This window comes from Amphritea sp. (genome assembly GCF_048266285.1).
In the GTDB taxonomy this organism is placed as follows: Bacteria; Pseudomonadota; Gammaproteobacteria; order Pseudomonadales; family Balneatricaceae; genus Amphritea.
The window spans coordinates 1-17,539 of record NZ_JBLWZV010000009.1 but is presented as its reverse complement, the minus strand read 5'-3'; the positions used below and the strand labels follow the sequence as shown (position 1 = coordinate 17,539).

15 protein-coding genes are annotated in these 17,539 nt (G+C 48.9%); 14 read left to right on the top strand and 1 reads right to left on the bottom strand.

Features of this window, described 5'->3' with window-relative positions; genetic code table 11:
- Positions 1–115 precede the first annotated feature (115 nt).
- The 7 genes from ACN0T0_RS11620 (at position 116) to ACN0T0_RS11590 (ending at position 4,757) form a co-directional block, all read left to right on the top strand.
- Positions 116–466 (top strand): putative quinol monooxygenase, encoded by a 351-nt coding sequence (locus ACN0T0_RS11620; protein WP_417226238.1) that lies wholly within the window; start codon positions 116–118, stop codon positions 464–466.
- Positions 467–631: 165 nt separating this feature from the next.
- A complete protein-coding gene (locus tag ACN0T0_RS11615; protein WP_417226236.1) occupies positions 632–985 on the top strand; it encodes a hypothetical protein in 354 nt (117 codons plus the stop codon).
- A 139-nt stretch (positions 986–1,124) separates the two neighbouring features.
- Complete coding sequence (locus ACN0T0_RS11610) at positions 1,125–1,334, top strand: DUF3565 domain-containing protein (protein ID WP_417226234.1); 210 nt, start codon at positions 1,125–1,127, stop codon at positions 1,332–1,334.
- 15 nt (positions 1,335–1,349) lie between these two features.
- On the top strand, positions 1,350–1,898 hold the full coding sequence (locus ACN0T0_RS11605; protein WP_417226232.1) for a DUF6624 domain-containing protein: 549 nt from the start codon (positions 1,350–1,352) through the stop codon (positions 1,896–1,898).
- Between the two features lie 236 nt (positions 1,899–2,134).
- Positions 2,135–3,064 carry a diguanylate cyclase domain-containing protein gene (locus tag ACN0T0_RS11600; protein ID WP_417226230.1) on the top strand — a complete coding sequence of 310 codons (930 nt, stop codon included), beginning with the start codon at positions 2,135–2,137 and terminating at the stop codon, positions 3,062–3,064.
- A 366-nt stretch (positions 3,065–3,430) separates the two neighbouring features.
- Positions 3,431–4,312, top strand: a complete 882-nt coding sequence (locus ACN0T0_RS11595) for a DMT family transporter (protein ID WP_417226228.1) — start codon at positions 3,431–3,433, stop codon at positions 4,310–4,312.
- Between the two features lie 58 nt (positions 4,313–4,370).
- Entirely contained in the window at positions 4,371–4,757 is a 387-nt protein-coding gene (locus tag ACN0T0_RS11590; protein ID WP_417226227.1) for a hypothetical protein, read from the top strand.
- 51 nt (positions 4,758–4,808) lie between these two features.
- Here the strand turns inward: ACN0T0_RS11590 and ACN0T0_RS11585 are convergent, their stop codons facing one another.
- A complete protein-coding gene (locus ACN0T0_RS11585; RefSeq protein WP_417226225.1) occupies positions 4,809–5,675 on the bottom strand; it encodes a prephenate dehydratase in 867 nt (288 codons plus the stop codon).
- Between the two features lie 141 nt (positions 5,676–5,816).
- Between ACN0T0_RS11585 and trmH the strand changes: the two genes are divergently transcribed.
- The 7 genes from trmH to ACN0T0_RS11550 all read left to right on the top strand — a co-directional run bounded on the left by trmH (position 5,817) and on the right by ACN0T0_RS11550 (position 17,369).
- On the top strand, positions 5,817–6,515 hold the full coding sequence (gene trmH / locus ACN0T0_RS11580; protein ID WP_417226223.1) for a tRNA (guanosine(18)-2'-O)-methyltransferase TrmH: 699 nt from the start codon (positions 5,817–5,819) through the stop codon (positions 6,513–6,515).
- A gap of 106 nt (positions 6,516–6,621) precedes the next feature.
- Positions 6,622–8,691 (top strand): sensor histidine kinase, encoded by a 2,070-nt coding sequence (locus tag ACN0T0_RS11575; RefSeq protein ID WP_417226221.1) that lies wholly within the window; start codon positions 6,622–6,624, stop codon positions 8,689–8,691.
- A gap of 2 nt (positions 8,692–8,693) precedes the next feature.
- Positions 8,694–10,070 carry a sigma-54-dependent transcriptional regulator gene (locus tag ACN0T0_RS11570; RefSeq protein ID WP_417226219.1) on the top strand — a complete coding sequence of 459 codons (1,377 nt, stop codon included), beginning with the start codon at positions 8,694–8,696 and terminating at the stop codon, positions 10,068–10,070.
- Between the two features lie 349 nt (positions 10,071–10,419).
- Positions 10,420–11,448, top strand: coding sequence for a TAXI family TRAP transporter solute-binding subunit (locus ACN0T0_RS11565; protein WP_417226217.1), 1,029 nt, complete (start codon positions 10,420–10,422; stop codon positions 11,446–11,448).
- A gap of 88 nt (positions 11,449–11,536) precedes the next feature.
- Positions 11,537–13,687 (top strand): TRAP transporter permease, encoded by a 2,151-nt coding sequence (locus tag ACN0T0_RS11560; protein ID WP_417226215.1) that lies wholly within the window; start codon positions 11,537–11,539, stop codon positions 13,685–13,687.
- A gap of 326 nt (positions 13,688–14,013) precedes the next feature.
- Positions 14,014–15,459 (top strand): hypothetical protein, encoded by a 1,446-nt coding sequence (locus ACN0T0_RS11555; protein ID WP_417226213.1) that lies wholly within the window; start codon positions 14,014–14,016, stop codon positions 15,457–15,459.
- A 98-nt stretch (positions 15,460–15,557) separates the two neighbouring features.
- On the top strand, positions 15,558–17,369 hold the full coding sequence (locus ACN0T0_RS11550; protein ID WP_417226211.1) for a hypothetical protein: 1,812 nt from the start codon (positions 15,558–15,560) through the stop codon (positions 17,367–17,369).
- Positions 17,370–17,539: the final 170 nt, after the last annotated feature.

Here is a 17,539-nt window from a genome sequence, read left to right as displayed (position 1 = left end):
GATGCACGTAGAGCAGGTGCTAGGACAGAGCCGAGCTATCGCTAATTTAAAATCAGGCTGTTAACGCTGTTTTCATCGACTATCAGCCAACTGACTTAATCATTGAGGAAAATCTATGTCTAGCCGTGTGTATGTATTAGCGCAATTCAAGCCGAAAGAGGGTAAAGAAGCCGAACTGTTTGAAGTATTAAAGGCGCTGGAGCCTGATGCTTACCGAGAAGAGGGGTGCGTTCAATACCGGGTAACCCGTCAAATTGATCACCCGAGTGCGACGCGCAATGACTACCCTATTGTGTTCAATGAAATTTGGCGAGATGCCGATGCTTGGGCTGCTCACGGTAGACGGAAACAGATTCAAGACTTTTTTACAAGCCAGGTTCAGGCTGATACCGGGATTGTCGAAGATGCGCTGGTGACCGCTTATACCGATGAGAGCGTTGATTTTGATGCGCCGGTGTTTGTCTGAGCCACGCGGCTAAATCGGCTACCTGTCGTTTGCGCCAGTAGATTTTTTAACGGGTCGGCGGCTATTCTGACAGCCTAATCGATAGCGGATTAAACCTGTTGATAATACAAGAAAAGCAGGTTTAAGCGTGCGCTAATGGAATCGCAAACATTGATGAGGTTGATGATGAATAGTAAGAGCAAAAAAGTCGTTAAAATTACCCTGATGGTCAGCCTGATTGGCGCTATTGTTATCCCTTCGGTGGCGAATGCAATGCGTTGTCGTACCTGTACTGAAGCTGAGTGTAGCTATCTGGCGGATAAGTATAATGGTGGTCACTATCGTATGAAAAGTGATGGTTGTTACTACATCCTCGGTCCTGATCAAGATAAGCAAGACGCATTGAATGAACCGTTGATGAGCCAAGAAGGTAGTATCGCGGTTAAAAAGCCGATGAGTGCGGTGGGCCGGGCTGAAAAAACGTCGGCGTTGGAAGCCAAAAAAGCCACCAAACTCAATATTGCTGAACCTGCACAGTGATCGTAAATAAAGCTTGTGAGTGATAAAGGACAGCCGTTACTTTAGTGTTGCTTTGCTCCTTGCTTGGTTTATGAATAAATAGGCTGAGCAGATCAATGGCGCGCTATAATGGCTTTTTCTCACAGGTATTTTGGTTTTTATGCTTCAAGCAATGGTTGGCTTTCATAAAGATGATGAAGATGACTGGGTCGCTGAATTAGCGTGTGGCCATTTTCAACATGTTCGGCATAAACCGCCTTTTATTAACCGGCCTTGGGTGGTTACAGAAGCGGGGCGGCTTGATAGGCTTGGGGCTTGTTTGAAGTGTAAAAAGTGTGATCTAGGTGAACCGCAGGATGTTTTGCTCTAATACATGGCTGAGTCTATGAATCAGTCACTTGCTGATGAGCTGATCAGCATGATGAATGATGATCAGCGCCTATTGCAACAGCTGTTTGAGACGGGTGAATTGCCCACTCATTCCTATCACCCCGCGATAAAAGCGTTACATGAGCAACACACTGCTCGACTAAAAACGATCATCCATCGCGATGGTTGGCCAGGGATCGCATTGGTCGGTCTTGAAGGGGCTAAAGCGGCATGGCTGGTGGTGCAACATTCAGTCTCTGATGAAGCCTTTATGTCCAGCTGCGTTGAGCTATTGCAAGCGGCGGTTGCCCGAGAGGATATCGAGGCGTGGCAATTGGCCTTCCTGCAGGATCGAGTGCTGACATTATCGGGTAAACCACAGCGCTACGGCACTCAATTTGATGTTGATGAACAGGGTTGGCCAACTCCTTACCCAATTGACGCCGTTGAGAAGGTGAATGAACGGCGCGCGGCACTGGGGCTGAACTCATTAGAGCAGCGTCACGCGCAAATGATGGCGCAAGAGCGTCAGCGTCGTGTTCACGCTCAAACGAATGATTCGTAATTTGCATTTAGTCATCACTTGGCTGTCTTTGATGTGCTGATAATCGTTAAGATCCTTCGAGGTTGGCGCGGATCATTCGCGATGGGTGAAACCCTTGAATCTGCTGAAACCTTCTACGCTAGACAATCATTCATGGAGAGTTGTACATTTTAAGGCTAGGCTAGAGAAACGCAGGTCAATATCGGTTGTATATGATGATTTTTGCCTATAACTATAATTATAAATAGAAGAGGTTTATGGAAAATTCGTATGAAGCCTTAAGTTTGATCTTAGATTCAATCACTGAGCATCTTGTGGTGATCGATGATAACGGCATTATTCAATACACCAATAAAAGCTGGTCTGAATTTGGCAATAGCAACGCCTGTGCTATTAGCGGTGACTGGCGGGGCGTGAATTACATCGAAGAGTGCGATAAAGCGTCCGTTATGGGGGATGATTTTGGCACTAAGGCGAAAAAAGGTATTTTAAGCGTTATCAAGAATAAGGTGCCGTTTTTTTATTTTGAATACCCCTGCCATAGTCTTGATCAGAAGCGTTGGTTCACGATGCGTGTCACCGCGTTGAAAATGGCTGAGAGAGACTACTTCGTTATCTCCCATCAAAATATTACCGAAAGAAAATTAGCCGAAGAGGAAGTGCGAAACCTTGCGCGACTCGATGGACTCACCGATATCCCTAATCGTCGTACCTTTGACGAATTTTTACATAATGAATGGCGGCGTTGCTTGCGGCTCAATAAGCCTATCTGTCTCGCGATTCTCGATTTAGACCATTTCAAACTACTCAATGACCTCTATGGACATCAGATTGGCGATGAGTGTTTGATGCAGATTGGTCAACTGCTTAAAGAGTTTGTCAGTCGTCCCGGTGATATCTGCGCTCGCTATGGTGGTGAAGAGTTCGCTCTGATCTGGAGTGATACCCCTTTAGAGCAGGCGGAACGATTATCAAATGAACTGCTGAGCAACATCATAGCGCTGGGTATTCCTAATGAGGGATCGCCTACCGAAAATTATCTGACGGCGAGCATTGGACTGGCAATGAGTGTTCCTACAGAGGGCAGCAATGAACGTGAGCTCATTGGTCTGGCCGATAGCATGCTTTACCGGGCGAAAAAGAGCGGTAGAAATAAAATCGAGCGGTGTCGCGATCGAGCACAGTAGCCAAGTTAACATTAATCTAGCCTCCATCCGTTACCCGCAAACGGGCAGTTCTAAAGATGTTCGTTCGCAGTTGGGTCGGTCAATTCAATCCCCATCAGCTCGACTTAGCTGTCATCAGTACTCGTCATATCACTCATTTTATAGCCGTGTCTAAGGTGATAGACGCGAGGCGCGTTATCGGCACCGATGGAAAAAATTCCGCCGAGATTACATAGGCATGGCATAATCCAGCGTTATTGCAGTGAGCCTGTTAAAGGCCATCGTTGTATATCTACATTGAGCTTGGGTTGCGTTGCTGCAGAGCAGATCGATTTAAACAGGTTTGATACGCATCAATCGCGATGCCGTTTCAAAAGGAGAAGTTGTTTGGATAATGCCAGAGGTAGTATCTTCATGGTGGTCGCAATGGCGGCATTCGCGGTTGAAGATATGTTGATAAAAGCTGCCGCCAATACTATGGCAATTGGTGTGATATTGATGCTATTCGGTTTAGGTGGCATGTTGATTTTTATTTTTTTGACCTGGCGTCGTGGAGATGCGGTTTTTCATCCCGCTATCCTGTCTCGGCCGATTTTAATGCGGGCGGTTTGTGAAGTCGTTGGACGTATGAGCTTTGCACTGGCTATTACCCTCACGGCCTTGTCCAATGCTTCCGCTATTCTTCAGGCGACCCCATTAATCACCATGCTCGGAGCCGCACTGTTTTTTGGTGAGCGGATCGGTTTAAAACGTTGGTTAGCTGTGTTAGTTGGCTTTGTCGGGGTGTTGATGATTATTCGTCCCGGAATGGAAGGCTTTGAAGCCGCCTCGCTATTTGCCGTGGTGGCAACACTCGGTTTTGCGGGTCGAGACCTATCTACTCGGGCAGCCCCCGTGGTGTTATCGAATATGCAGTTGGGTGTGTATGGCTTTTTTGTCTTGATCCCCACAGGCTTCGTGTTACAGCTCTATAGTGGCGATACTTTACAACTGGATGGTATGGGGTTAGTCCAAGTGGGGGGCGCTATATTGTTTGGTGTATTAGCATATAACGCGCTGACTATTGCTATGCGCACCGGCGATGTTTCGGTGGTCTCCCCGTTCCGTTATACGCGTCTATTGTTTGCCCTGCTGTTAGGGGTGTTTGTGTTTGGTGAACGTCCCGACATGATGACCTTGCTGGGCAGTTTATTGGTTGTTCTGAGTGGTGTGTATACATTGATACACAGTCGACGTATTGCGGTGAAGTTGAAAGAACCGGTAAGTTAATGCTGAGCGGTTAAAGGCTCGTACGATTGCTTAGCACCTTTTTAGTTAGGTAGATATCATGCTATTAAAAGCGCTGCTGATTGGGTTGTTGCTGTTGATTGCAGAAGTCATTAACGGCAACATTCGGGTTCGTTTGTGGCATCGTCAATTCGGTAAGCAGCAGGCCAAGCAGTTGAGCTTTGTATCCGGTGTGGCACTGATCTATACTCTTTGCTGGTTTACCTTGCCTTGGGTATCACCGAGGGATTTTACCGATTGTTATCGTGTTGGTCTTGTTTGGCTGTTGATGATGTTATTGCTGGAAATCTATTTCGCCAAGCAGGTGTTTAAATTAAGCTGGACTAACATTATTGAAGATTTTAACCCGCTGAAAGGTAATCTGCTGAGTCTGGGGATGCTATTACTTTTCTTTAGTCCGGCGGTTGTGTTTAGTCTGCAAAGCTAAAGGCTGTCGAATCTCTTATCGTGATTCGGCAGCCCAAGAGCGTGGATGGTCTTATTCCTGCAAAAACTGGTTTTGGGTGCGGAATTCGTGGGCTTCGTAAGTGCCAAGGTTACGCATCTCTTTGGTAAAAAAGGCCAGTTCCTGAAGTGCATACTGCATCATACGATCATCCGGGTGACCTTCAACATCTAGGTGAAAACTCGCGCCTTTAGTCAGCCCGTTACGGATATAACTTTCCAGCTTCACCATATTGATGCCATTGGTGGCAAACCCGCCCAGCGCTTTATAGAGTGCGGCTGGAATATTGCGCACGGTAAACATCAGAGAGGTGATGTAGGCGGTATCGGCTTTGCGTTCCGGGATGCCCTGTTCTCGGGAGAGAATCAGAAAGCGAGTGGTATTACCGGTAACATCTTGAAAATTTTCTTGTAGGATATCAAGATCGTACAGTTCTGCTGCGAGGCTTGAGGCGATGGCGCCGTGGCTTGGATCGGGGTTTTGCGATAGTTCATAGGCAGAACCAGCGGTATCAAAGCCGGCAATGGGTTCGATATTCAGCTGCTTGATATGGCCGTCACACTGAGCCAAAGCTTGAGGGTGTGATGAAACCGTTTTCAATTGCTCGATTGAACCGCCTTTCACCCCTAGTAGACAGTGGCTGACTGGCTCGAAATGCTCGCCAATAATGTGTAACTGGCTTTTGGGCATCAACCGATAGATCTCTTCGACCCGTCCGGCGGTGGAGTTTTCCAACGGAATCATCGCTAGCTTAGATTTGCCTTGGTCTACCATCAGCATTGCTTCAACAAAGGTTTCACAGGCAAACGCTTCCATCTCCGGGAAAACCCGGCGACAAGAAAGGTGAGAATAGGCGCCTTCGACGCCCTGAAACGCGATGATGTTAGGTGCAGATGACATGGGGATTCCGTTGTCGATATTAATAAGGCGGTAATTATGTCATAGATTTTAATATTTGCAGTGAGCAGACCGAAGTTTTTCAGTAATATGGCGGCAACTAATTTTGCCCGTTTAATTTTACCCGCTTAATGTGAGAGCTCGATGACTCCGGAACGCACCGCTAAACTTATTCAGACCCTAAACCGGCGGCAGCCTGATTTGACCCTGATTACCGATCAGGTGCATAAGCCTCGCAATATCGCGGCGCTGATTCGTACCTGTGATGCGATTGGTATCTCCCGCATTCATACCGTTAGTCCAAAAGAGGGGTATGAGTTTACCGGCACCACGCGGGGCAGTGATCGTTGGGTCGCCAGTGAAAACCATAATAGTATCGGTGAAGCGGTTGGGGCGGCTAAGGCCCAAGGGATGAAAATCTATGCCGCGCACTTTTCCGATCGGGCGATTGATTATCGGGATGTGGATTTTACCGTTCCCTGTGCCTTATTGATGGGGGCCGAAAAAGACGGTGTGAGCGATGCTGGTGCCGCATTGGCAGATGAGCATATCTTGATTCCGATGATGGGCATGGTTGGTTCGCTGAATGTGTCGACGGCGGCGGGTATTATTCTGGTTGAGGCGCAGAATCAACGTTTGCAGGCGGGCTTGTATGAGCAGTCTAGGCTTGACCCTCAGGAATATAGCGATACTCTGTTTGAGTGGAGTTTTCCTGAGTTGGCTGATTTCTGCCATAAAAAAGGTTTGGACTATCCGCCGTTGGATGAGTTGCTAGCGTTACAGGATGCGCCTGCGTGGTATCAAGCGGTCCGTGAGGGACTAGCGGCGAAACGGCAGTGGTAGCCTGAGTTTATTCCCCGTGAGTTTATCTACTGAGGCCTATTGGCCTCGCTGTTGCCAACTCGCTTCGTTTGATATGACCCCCTACGCCTATAATCGGAGAGAGTGAGTGCAGTTTCCGCGTTTTTTCCCACTTGCCCTGCTGATGCTGTTGCTGTCTTTGATTGGCACCACGCTGGTCACACAGTTTGTCCGCAACTGGGCGTTGAATGATTTGCAGGAGAGTGGCGAGAGCCAGCTGCTGGGGATTATCAGTCAAACTCGCTCGGAATTAGCGGAATATCAATATTTGCCTTTTCTCGTGTCGCAGAGTCGAGAGGTGGCGGAACTGTTACAGCAACCTTCCGCTGATCAAGCCGCGCGGGTAAGCCGTTACCTTGAACAAACGAACCTTGTGGCCGGTACTACGGCACTGTTTGTTTTGGATGAGGAAGGGCGTCCTCAAGCGTTTAGTCACTGGCGAGCGCAACAGGATTTCTATTCGGTTAGCCATGATCAACAGGCCTATTTTCTCCAAGCATTAGAAGGGTTGCAGGGCTTGCATGTGGTGCTTCCCTCGGCCGACAACGACGGCGCAGTGTATCTTTCAGCCCCGGTTTATGTGCAGCGGGAGTTACTGGGGGTGGCTACCGTGCGGATCAATTTGGCGCTTTTGCAGGCGGGGTTGGAGCAGAACAGTCAGTATCTGTTTAGTCGCAATGAACATATCCTGATGGCGAGTCAGCCCTTTCAGTCGCAAAAGCAGTTGCGCGATGTGTTTGTTAAACGGCAAACATCACAGCTTTACGATGGTTCTGATATCACGCTAGTCGAACTCGCGACGGGAGATAAAGGCATTCTGCAAACGGTCACCTTGGATGACCTTGGTTGGCAGGTGTCGGTATTTAATGATCTGGGTGAAGTGACTCGGATTCAACGGAATGCGAGCCTGTTTACGATCGCTTTCTGTATTGTTGTCTCGCTAGTGGTTTTTTTGCTGCGCGAGCGACAGCTTAAACATATCTCTCGGCGAGAAACACAGCAGGCGCTGGAACGCAGTGAAGCGCGCCAACGGGATATTATTAACAATGCCCATGTGGGGATGATTACCCTGGATAGCCAGGGATTAGTGCTGTTTATTAACCCCATGGCGATGCAGCAGTTTGGCGTTTCGATGCCGCGCATTCTTGGTACCTATATCGGTGAATTGATTGAGCCGGAAGTTTTTCAAGGGGTGATGAAGCGGGTATTGAGTCGTTTAGGCACACGGGGTTTTGCTCAGGTGACAGCAATGGAGACGGTGGGGAAGCGTTCCGATGGTAATAGCTTCCCAATGCTGTTTTCAATTAAACAGATGAAGCGGGAATCAACCGAACACTATCTGGTGACGGTGATCGATATTACCCAGCGTAAACGACTCGAACGCGCATTACGCAAGGCCAATGATGAACTTGAGCATCAGGTGCAACAGCGGACGCAGGCGCTTAGAGAAGCGCAGGATGAGTTGGTACAGGCCGAAAAAATGGCGGCGCTCGGGCGTATGTCCTCTGCGGTGGTGCATGAGCTAAACCAGCCTCTCACTGCACTGAGAACCTATATTGCGATCTGTCGTAAATTGATTGAGCGGCAGGAAACTGAACAGCTAGATAGTAATCTACAGCTGATTAACGATCTGATCAGCCGTATGACGGTGCTAACACGACAGTTGAAAACCTTTGCCTATCAGAAGCCGCAGCATCTCTCGCCGGTTGATCCGGTATTGGCTCTCGATCAGGTGATTAATCTGTTCCGTGGACGGATGGAGCGAGAGCATATTGAATTGCTTTACCCCAACACCGATCTACAGGTGCAGGTGAGTGGTGATAGTGCTCGGCTAGAGCAGATTTTTGTTAATCTCATTAGTAATGCTTGTGATGCACTGGCGGGTGTCAGCGGAGCACAGTTGACGATTAATCTCCGTCAGGATGCCGACACGGTCAGTATTGAGGTGGCGGATAATGGCGCGGGTATCAATGAGCAAGATCAGCGACAACTGTTTGAACCCTTTTTTACCACTAAGCCGATTGGTGAGGGCCTGGGATTAGGGTTGTCGATTATTCGCTCGATTATCCGCGATCTGCAGGGGGATATTCGCGTCAGTAGCGAGCCAGGGCACACCTGTTTTACCGTGACCCTGCCATTAATTTTGGCTGAGGAGTGAACATGAAGAGAGGTCAGGTTTTGCTGGTGGATGATGATCCATTGATCCGCCAATCAACATCTCAATGGTTGCAAATGGCAGGCTTTGACGTGATTACCTGTGATCGTGCCGTCGAAGCCTTAACCCATCTGGATGAGCATTTTCCCGGCGTGGTGGTCAGTGATGTCAAAATGCCAGAGATGGATGGTCTGGAATTTATGCAGCAAGCCCGTTCGATCATTCCAGAATTGCCGGTTATTTTGATCACCGGCCACGGGGATGTGGATATGGCGATTGGCGCGATGCGTGATGGTGCCTATGATTTTATCGAAAAGCCCTTTGTCCCTGAACGTTTAGTCGAAACCATTAATCGCGCCTGTGAAAAACGCTTGCTAGTGCTGGAAAACCTGCGCTTACAGCAAGACTTAGCATCTCGGAGCGGCATCGACGGTAAGATTATTGGCATCTCACCCTCTATCCAGAAGCTGCGACGGGATATTCTTAAATATGCGGCGCTGAATACCAATGTCATTATCTATGGCGAAACAGGTAGTGGTAAAGAGCTGGTGGCCCAGTGTCTGCATGAGTTTAGCTTGCGCAGTGAACGCAACTTTGTGCCGATTAACTGCGGCGCTATTCCTGAAAATTTAATTGAGACGGAGCTGTTCGGCCATGAAGCGGGGGCCTTTACTGGCGCCGCGAAAAAACGTACCGGTAAGTTTCAACACGCGGATGGTGGCACCCTGCTGTTGGATGAGATCGAGAGCATGCCGGCCAACTTACAGGTGAAAATCCTGCGTAGCATTCAAGAGGGGATGATTGAACCGCTAGGATCAAACAAGCAGGTGCCGGTGGATCTACGGATTATCGCGGCGTCTAAAGCCGACCTCTCAGTGGAAGAAAATTTCCGTCAAGACCTGTATTATCGCCTGAACGTCTCCTGCCTCTATCTTTCACCGCTGCGTGAGCGCACCGAAGATATACCACTGTTATTTGAATACTATGCTCGTCAAGCGGCGACCCAGCATGGCCGGGAATTACGAGCGATCACCCGACAGGATCTGACCAATCTGCAACAGTATCCTTGGCCGGGTAATGTTAGGGAACTGAAAAATATTGCCGTGCGTTACGCAATCGATGACACCTTGCCGGTGGCGGACCTGATCTATCCTGAGGCTGCGATCGAACCGATGGGTAGTGAGCGGATGGAAAGTGGGTTACCACTGGCAGCTCAGGTCGCTAATTTTGAGTATAAAGTGATCTGTGATGCGTTGCGGCAACATAATGGCAATATCAAGGCGGTGATGGAGGTGCTTGATCTACCGCGGCGAACACTGAATCAAAAGATGGTTAAATATCAAATCGACCGCGCTCAGTTTATCGACGATAGTAAAGAATAAGAACGGTGTGACGGCTCTGTTACACCGAATCATCCTCAATAAGCAAAAAATTGCTTATTGCCCCTCCATTGCTACAAATCTGTGCTTAACTTCAGGGTGAAGCACGAATTAAGTCGCGGATTTTGTCGCTCAGGCGCTCAATGTACCGGGTTATAAGCAATATATTGCTTATGCTTGATCGTCGCTATAGGCAATATTTTGCTTATTGAACTTCTTTATTAAATTGCCGGTTGATAAATAACTATTATTTATCAACGATTTATATTTTTTATTTGAAGTTGGCATTAGCATTGCTTATACAGTAACAACACTAACAATAAATTTTAAATCCCGAGTGAAGGAATCCAACATGCAAAGTAGTAAACGAACTCTGATTAAAGGTATTGGCCTTGCTGTGACATTAAGTGCCGCTTTGGGCGGTGCTACAATGGTACAAGCAGCAGATAATCGCTCTTATATTCTTGCAACCGCTTCTACCGGTGGAACCTACTATCCTGTCGGTGTGGCGCTGGCAACACTGACTAAAGTAAAACTCGAACCTAAACATAAAGTGTCGCTGTCCGCGATTAACTCTGCCGGTTCCGGTGAAAACATTAAATTGCTGAGCGAAAATGAAGCTCAGTTTGCCATCCTTCAAGGTCTTTACGGCGCTTGGGCTTGGAACGGTGAAGGCGCATTTGCGGCCACCGGTGCGAAGAAAAATATCCGTTCAGTCTCTATGTTGTGGCAGAACGTTGAGCAGTTTGCGGTTAAAACTGATCTAGCAAAAACCGGGACGATTGATGATATTGCTGGCCTTGATGGCAAGAAGTTCTCTATCGGTAAGAAAAACTCAGGAACAGAAGGCTCCGGTCTGCAGATTCTGGGTGGCTTAGGAGTTAACGCTGATAGCCTAGATATGGCTTACATGGGTTATGGCCCAAGTGCAGACGCACTGCAAAACGGCACCATCGTGGGTATGAACATTCCGTCGGGTGTGCCAACCTCGGCGATTACCCGTGCATATGCTGCGCTGGGTAGTGATATGACCGTGTTGGACTTTACCGATGAGCAGATCAAAAAAGCGAACGGTAACTACCAGCTGTGGACTCGTTATGTGATCCCTGCGAATACATACCCAGGTCAGGTTAAAGATATCAACACCATGGCTCAGCCTAACTTCTTGGCGGTACGTGATGACCTGTCAGAAGACGACGTTTATCTGCTAACCAAAGCAATCTATGAAAACCTGTCATTCCTCAATGGTATCCATAAAGCCACTAAAGCGATGTCGCTAGAAAAAGCGATTGCCGGCTTGCCTGTACCACTGCACCCAGGTGCTGCGCGTTACTACAAAGAAGTAGGGCTGACTATCCCTGCACACCTTATCGCTGAGTAATCAGCGTCGCTGAATCGTTCAGCGAACCTGCCGGGGTCGATTATGGCCCCGGCTTACGTTTTACGTTCACCGTCAACGGGATACCGTTATGAGTTCTATTGATACCCATACTGATCAGGAAACGGCTGCAAAGCTAAAGAGTCTGGAGCTGGTTCAGCGTCCGGAACATTCACTGACAGGCCGTTTTATTTACTGGATCGGTGTAGTATTTGCACTGGCACATATCTATTTTAATACCCTCAGTACCGTTTCTGAACTATGGGTGTCTGCCATCCATTTTGGCGGTTTTGCGATGCTTTGTGCCCTGATGGTGCCAGCGATACGCAGCAATACTGCGGCGGGCCGTCGGGTAGCTCTGATACTGGATATCTTATTAGGCTGTGCGGCGATTCTCTGCACCCTCTATTTGATCGGCTTTGAGGATGCACTGTACGCCCGTGGCGTTAAGTTTGATGATCTCGACTGGGTGTTCTCGCTGTGTGCCATCTTTATCGCATTGGAAATGGCACGTCGTACCACCGGTTGGTTTATCCCTTGTATGATCTTGTTTGCACTGACCTACGTGTTTTGGTGGGGACAGTACATCGACGGAATTTTTGGTTTTCCCGGCCTGAGCTTGGAAACCCTGCTATATCGTAGTTACTTCTCTTCGGAAGGGATGTTCGGCCAGATCGCGCGAATTTCCTGGACCTATGTGTTTATGTTTATCTTGTTTGGCGCTTTCTTGGTGAAATCCGGTGCCGGCGATTTTATTATTGAACTGTCTCGCTGTGCTGCGGGACGGATGGTGGGCGGTCCCGGTTTTGTTGCCGTACTCGGTTCTGGTTTGATGGGCTCTGTTTCAGGATCATCGGTTGCCAATACTGTTTCCACTGGTGTTATTACTATCCCGCTGATGCAGAAAGCCGGTTTTCCCGCGCGTTTTGCTGCGGGTGTTGAAGCTGCCGCGTCTACCGGTGGTCAGTTGATGCCCCCCGTGATGGGTGCCGGGGCTTTTATTATGGCCTCTTATACACAGATCCCGTATGTGGATGTCATCTCTGTTGCTGCGCTGCCTGCGCTGTTGTACTTCCTGTCGGTGGGCTTTTTTGTCCGGGTGGAAGCGATGCGTAGCCAAGCTCAAGCGGTCGAGCTTGATACGCGCCCGATCGGTGAAGTATTCCGTGATGGTTGGCACTACCTATTGCCGCTAGTGGTCTTGGTGAGCCTGCTTATCTATGGCTTTACGCCAACCTATGCTGCCGGTATCTCTATTATTTCGGTCGTCGCCGCCTCTTGGTTATCGAAGCACCCGATGGGGATTAAAGATATCTTCGATGCTCTCGCGCAGGGTTCCAAGAATATGGCGACAACGGCGATGTTGTTGATTGCCGTCGGCTTGGTGGTCAATGTGGTCGCCATGACCGGTATTGGTAATACCTTCTCGCTGATGGTCGCTGATTGGGCGAATGGTAGTCTGTTAATCACGATTTTGTTGGTGGCGCTGGCGTCATTGGTGCTGGGAATGGGCTTGCCGGTTACTGCTGCATATATCGTATTGGCAACGCTATCGGCCCCAGCGCTCTATAACCTGATCGCTGAAATGCAACTGATTGAGATGATGGTTGATGGCACCTTGCCTGAGGTTGCTCGGACGATCTTCATGTTGGTCGATATGGATAAAGCAGCGTTGCTGGCGGAGCCGATGAGTAAAATCGATGCTCAGCAGTTGTTGGCGATGGTTCCCGGTGATTTCAAAGGTCAGCTACTCGAACAAGCGATTGATCCCGCCCGTTTGGCCATGATCTTGTTGGCAGCCCATATGATCATCTTCTGGTTATCCCAGGATTCCAATGTCACACCTCCTGTTTGCCTAACAGCCTTTGCTGCCGCGGCGATCGCTAAAACACCGCCGATGGCGACCGGCTTTACCGCTTGGAAAATAGCCAAGGGGCTGTATATCGTACCGTTGCTGTTTGCTTACACTAACTTTATCGGTGGCACCACGGCAGAAGTAATGAGTATTTTCTTCTTCTCGGTGTTCGGTATATACGCTTTGGTTGGCTTTATGGAAGGCTACCTCGAAAGTCCGCTTAACCTGCTGCTTCGGTTGATATCGGGTGTGGCTGGGATGCTAATGCTGTGGCCTCATGGTGAATGGATGATTAGCACGGTGGGCCTGTTGGTCTTCCTAGCGCTGTTTATCTACAGCCGTTATAACCGTAAAGCGGAAGACGGAGTTGCTGTAACCGCCGGTTAATCACTGCTCTACAATCAAAAACCGGCCTATAATGGCCGGTTTTTTCTTTTTTGCAGCAAATAGTGAGCATTGTCACTTATTCCATGGGCGACAATTTGGTAAATTAGCAACTAGGATGCTGATTCCTTGTAGCTTGCGAGCAGGTATAACTTTTGTTTCCGCCTGTTCTAATGCTATTGTCAGTAGAATTAAAGCCGGTTTGATTTATAGCTTTCGACAGTGGATTGTTATGGTCGCCAGCTTTCGCTTAATTCCGGGGGGGAATTAAGTCGTACAAATGTTATGAAGACGCTTTTAAAAGACGCTTCTGGCTCGCGGTAGGGACTATGTTAATAAAACCGAACTTAACACGATTACAGCTGTTTTTTCGTTTACCCACTCTCCTTGGCGTGAGTTCCGCGCTGCTCTTTTCACCTCTCGCTACCGCAAATGACGCCAATCAGGACTGTTATCAGCTTTTTGCCGCAGCAAAGTATGAAGAAGCCCGCAGTCAGTGTCAGGAACTTGCCGAACTCGGTGATGCCAAGGGCGCATTCTTATTAGCGACGATGTACTACCAAGCACTGGGTACTGGCCGTGATGACCAGCGGGGCATATTCTGGGATCAAGTGGCGGCAGAAAAAGGCCATCCAGAGTCTGCTTATCGCTTGGGACTCGCCTATCAAATTGGCCAAGGGGTTAGTCAGAGTAATAGCTTGGCTCGCCATTGGTATCAACAAGCCGCACTGGCGCAACATGCCAAAGCACAAAAGCTACTCGGATCAATGTTTGAATCCGGTTCAGCAGGCGAAAAAGATCAACACCGGGCCTATCAGTGGTATCTCAAAGCCGCCCAACAGGGGGTTATGGGCGCACAACTGAAGGTTGGCACCATGTTACTAGAAGGACGCGGTGTTGAAGCAAACCGGGCATCGGCTCAGCACTGGATCCGTAAGGCTGCTGAGGCGGGTAATTCCAATGCTCAGGTCGCGATGGGGGTTATTCTGGCGGAAGTGGACCCCGATGAAAGCCTTAGCTGGTACCAACAATCAGCCGATCAGGGTAATGGCTTAGCATTACAAAATTTGGCCCTGGTGTATTACGCCGGTCAAGGGGTCGATGCTGACCATGAGAAGGCGGCCGCTTTAGCGCAGCAGGCATTAGATGCTGGAAATACCGAGGCGGCTTCGTTATTAAATCTGATTCGCCTCGAAACAGAACAGAAAAAAGTGGTTGAGCTTCGAGCTGAGAAGCAACAGTTAACCCGACAGATTCGTGAGTCTATCCCGGACAATGGCTCCGGTGAGCAGCAATTATTATTGGCAACCTTAGAGGTTGATGGCGTTTTGCCGGAGGCCGCTAAAGCAGATCAAGCGGCGATAACCAGTACCAAAGCGGATGCTACCGTCTCTTCTGACCAGCCGAGCGTTGTAGTCGAGGATGGCGCCGCAACAGTCGCGACTAAGCCGAAAACGCCATGGGAGCCCAGCAATCAATATGCGCTGCCTGATGGCTGGGTGATGGATCAACCGACCCCTCATTTCACTATTCAGCTGCTTTATGGCACTCATGAACGGGGCGTTCTTAACTATATTGAAAAACATAAATTGCCGGACAGTGTTCGCTATTTCCGCACCCAACGGGAGGCGGGGCTGTATTATGTGTTGGTGTATGGTAACTACAGTACTATCACCGAGGCCCGTGCTGCCTTAGCAGAACTTCCTGAAATGGTTCGTAAGAATCATTGGATGCGTGAATTTAAACGGTTACAGGAGCTCTACGTTGCTCCCTAATTGGATAGCGGTATTCAAAACGACAGCGTTATGATGACAGGCCTCGAAGAGGCCTGTTTTAAATTGATCCACTTTTAGCCTTGTTATCCGGATGATATATGGCCCGTATTGTTTTTTCTCTGTTGAGCCTTTTTCTCTTCTATTCGACAGCTGTGCGTGCTGAAGATCAGAGTTGTCGCACCTTTTATCAAAACCAACAAACCCGAGAAGCGCTGCATCACTGTATGCCATTGGCGGCACAAGGGGATGGTGAAGCTAGTTTCATCCTGTCTAGTCTTTATAGTCAGGGGTTTGAAGGTGGGTCGTCAGATTTGCAGCAGGCATTGCGCTGGCTAACTCGTTCTGCCGAGCAGGGTTATGCACCGGGCTGTTACAACTTGGCGGTACTCTATGAACGGGGAGATGTGGTTGCGCAGGACCTTAGTGTTGCGTTTCGGTGGTATCTTCAAGGTGCAAAATTAGGACATCTTGCGAGTCAGTTAAAAACGGGTATTGCTTACCTTAAAGGTAACGGCACTAACCAAGATTATGCCGAAGCTAAAAGCTGGTTAACTATGGCGGCTGATCGAGGCGATCAGAGTGCTAAGATCACCCTCGCGACACTACTTAAGGCGACGGAGCCAGAGCAGTCGGTAAAACTCTTTCGCGAAGCCGCACAGGGGGGGAGTCACTTTGCTTTTTATCAGTTAGCGCTGCTCTACCGTGAGCCACCTTCCGGCTTGACCAAGGATCTGCCGCAAGCGCTTCATTATGCGTCCGAAAGTGAGCGTTTAGGTTATGCTCCAGCAGTCGATCTTGTTGAAAGTATTAAACAGCAGCAGGTATTGGAAGAGGCTCATCGGATCGCACTTGCCGAGCATGGAGGGGCGTTAGTCTCCGATACTGAACTGCCAGAGTCTGCCTCGGTGGCATCAACAGCCACAGTGGTGGAGCCGTTATCCAACACCATTGAGCAAGCGGATGCCCAGAAGCGCGAATTAAATACAGTGGCGCTAAATGCCGAAGCTCAGAAAGCTGAGCTTAACGAACGAGCGTTGAAAGTTGCAGCAGAAAAAATGGCTGCGCAGAAAGCCGCCGCAGCACAACAGGCTGCGGATGAGAAAGCCAAGGCCGACGCTATCGCCGCCAAGCAAGCAGCGGAGGAGAAAGCTAAGGCCGACGCAATTGCAGCTAAACATGCAGCGGATGAGAAAGCTAAGGCCGACGCTATCGCAGCTAAACAAGTTGCGGATAAAAAAGCTAAAGCCGAGGCTATCGCTGCCAAGCAAGCAGCGGATGAGAAAGCTAAGGCCGACGCTATCGCAGCTAAACAAGTTGCGGATGAGAAAGCTAAAGCTGAGGCTATCGCTGCCAAGCAAGCAGCGGATGAAAAAGCTAAGGCCGACGCTATCGCTGCCAAGCAAGCAGCGGATGAAAAAGCTAAAGCCGACGCGATTGCAGCTAAGCAAGCGGCCGATGAAAAAGCGAGGGCCGACGCGATTGCAGCTAAGCAAGCAGCGGACGAGAAAGCTAAGTCTGAAGCTATCGCAGCTAAACAAGCGGACGATGAAAAAGCGAAGGCCGCCCCTATCGCAACCAAGCAAACTGTCGATGGTGCAGCGGTGGGGTTACATGATTTTGCTTGGTTAAAGTCACAGCCTGGAAAACGTTATGTCCTACAGCTAGCGCAATTGAGCAGTGATGACTCAGTGAAGGCCTATATTGCTAATAATCAACTGAAAGGTAAGGTCAATTATTTCAGAGCGGTGACCGCTGGTGGTAATAAGTATGTGGTGCTGTATGCGCAGTCGGCAGCCTCGTTAGTTGAAGCTAAAGGTATTGCTGCCGCTCAATTGCCTAAAGAGTTATCGGGTATGGTGTGGTACAGAACCTACCGGGCTATCCAGCGTGCCTATAAACCAGTTGATTAAGATAGTGGGTTTAGGTGGTGCGCTAGAGGCACTCAGTAGATTTGTCTGCACTGGCTCATTTAAATCGTTTGAATCAATGGTTGTTTTTAAGCTAAAGGGATTTTAAATGTTTCAGGAGGTTAAGCTGCTCGTTGTCGTAACCATGATGTTGTTTTCAAACGTGGTTTTTT

Bases quoted from the DNA above. Each gene is read 5' to 3' on its own strand.
- ACN0T0_RS11620 (WP_417226238.1), top strand. From the start codon at position 116: ATGTCTAGCCGTGTGTATGTATTAGCGCAATTCAAGCCGAAAGAGGGT.
- ACN0T0_RS11615 (WP_417226236.1), top strand. From the start codon at position 632: ATGAATAGTAAGAGCAAAAAAGTCGTTAAAATTACCCTGATGGTCAGC.
- ACN0T0_RS11610 (WP_417226234.1), top strand. From the start codon at position 1,125: ATGCTTCAAGCAATGGTTGGCTTTCATAAAGATGATGAAGATGACTGG.
- ACN0T0_RS11605 (WP_417226232.1), top strand. From the start codon at position 1,350: ATGAATCAGTCACTTGCTGATGAGCTGATCAGCATGATGAATGATGAT.
- ACN0T0_RS11600 (WP_417226230.1), top strand. From the start codon at position 2,135: ATGGAAAATTCGTATGAAGCCTTAAGTTTGATCTTAGATTCAATCACT.
- ACN0T0_RS11590 (WP_417226227.1), top strand. From the start codon at position 4,371: ATGCTATTAAAAGCGCTGCTGATTGGGTTGTTGCTGTTGATTGCAGAA.
- ACN0T0_RS11585 (WP_417226225.1), bottom strand. From the start codon at position 5,675: ATGTCATCTGCACCTAACATCATCGCGTTTCAGGGCGTCGAAGGCGCC.
- trmH (WP_417226223.1), top strand. From the start codon at position 5,817: ATGACTCCGGAACGCACCGCTAAACTTATTCAGACCCTAAACCGGCGG.
- ACN0T0_RS11570 (WP_417226219.1), top strand. From the start codon at position 8,694: ATGAAGAGAGGTCAGGTTTTGCTGGTGGATGATGATCCATTGATCCGC.
- ACN0T0_RS11565 (WP_417226217.1), top strand. From the start codon at position 10,420: ATGCAAAGTAGTAAACGAACTCTGATTAAAGGTATTGGCCTTGCTGTG.
- ACN0T0_RS11560 (WP_417226215.1), top strand. From the start codon at position 11,537: ATGAGTTCTATTGATACCCATACTGATCAGGAAACGGCTGCAAAGCTA.
- ACN0T0_RS11555 (WP_417226213.1), top strand. From the start codon at position 14,014: ATGTTAATAAAACCGAACTTAACACGATTACAGCTGTTTTTTCGTTTA.
- ACN0T0_RS11550 (WP_417226211.1), top strand. From the start codon at position 15,558: ATGGCCCGTATTGTTTTTTCTCTGTTGAGCCTTTTTCTCTTCTATTCG.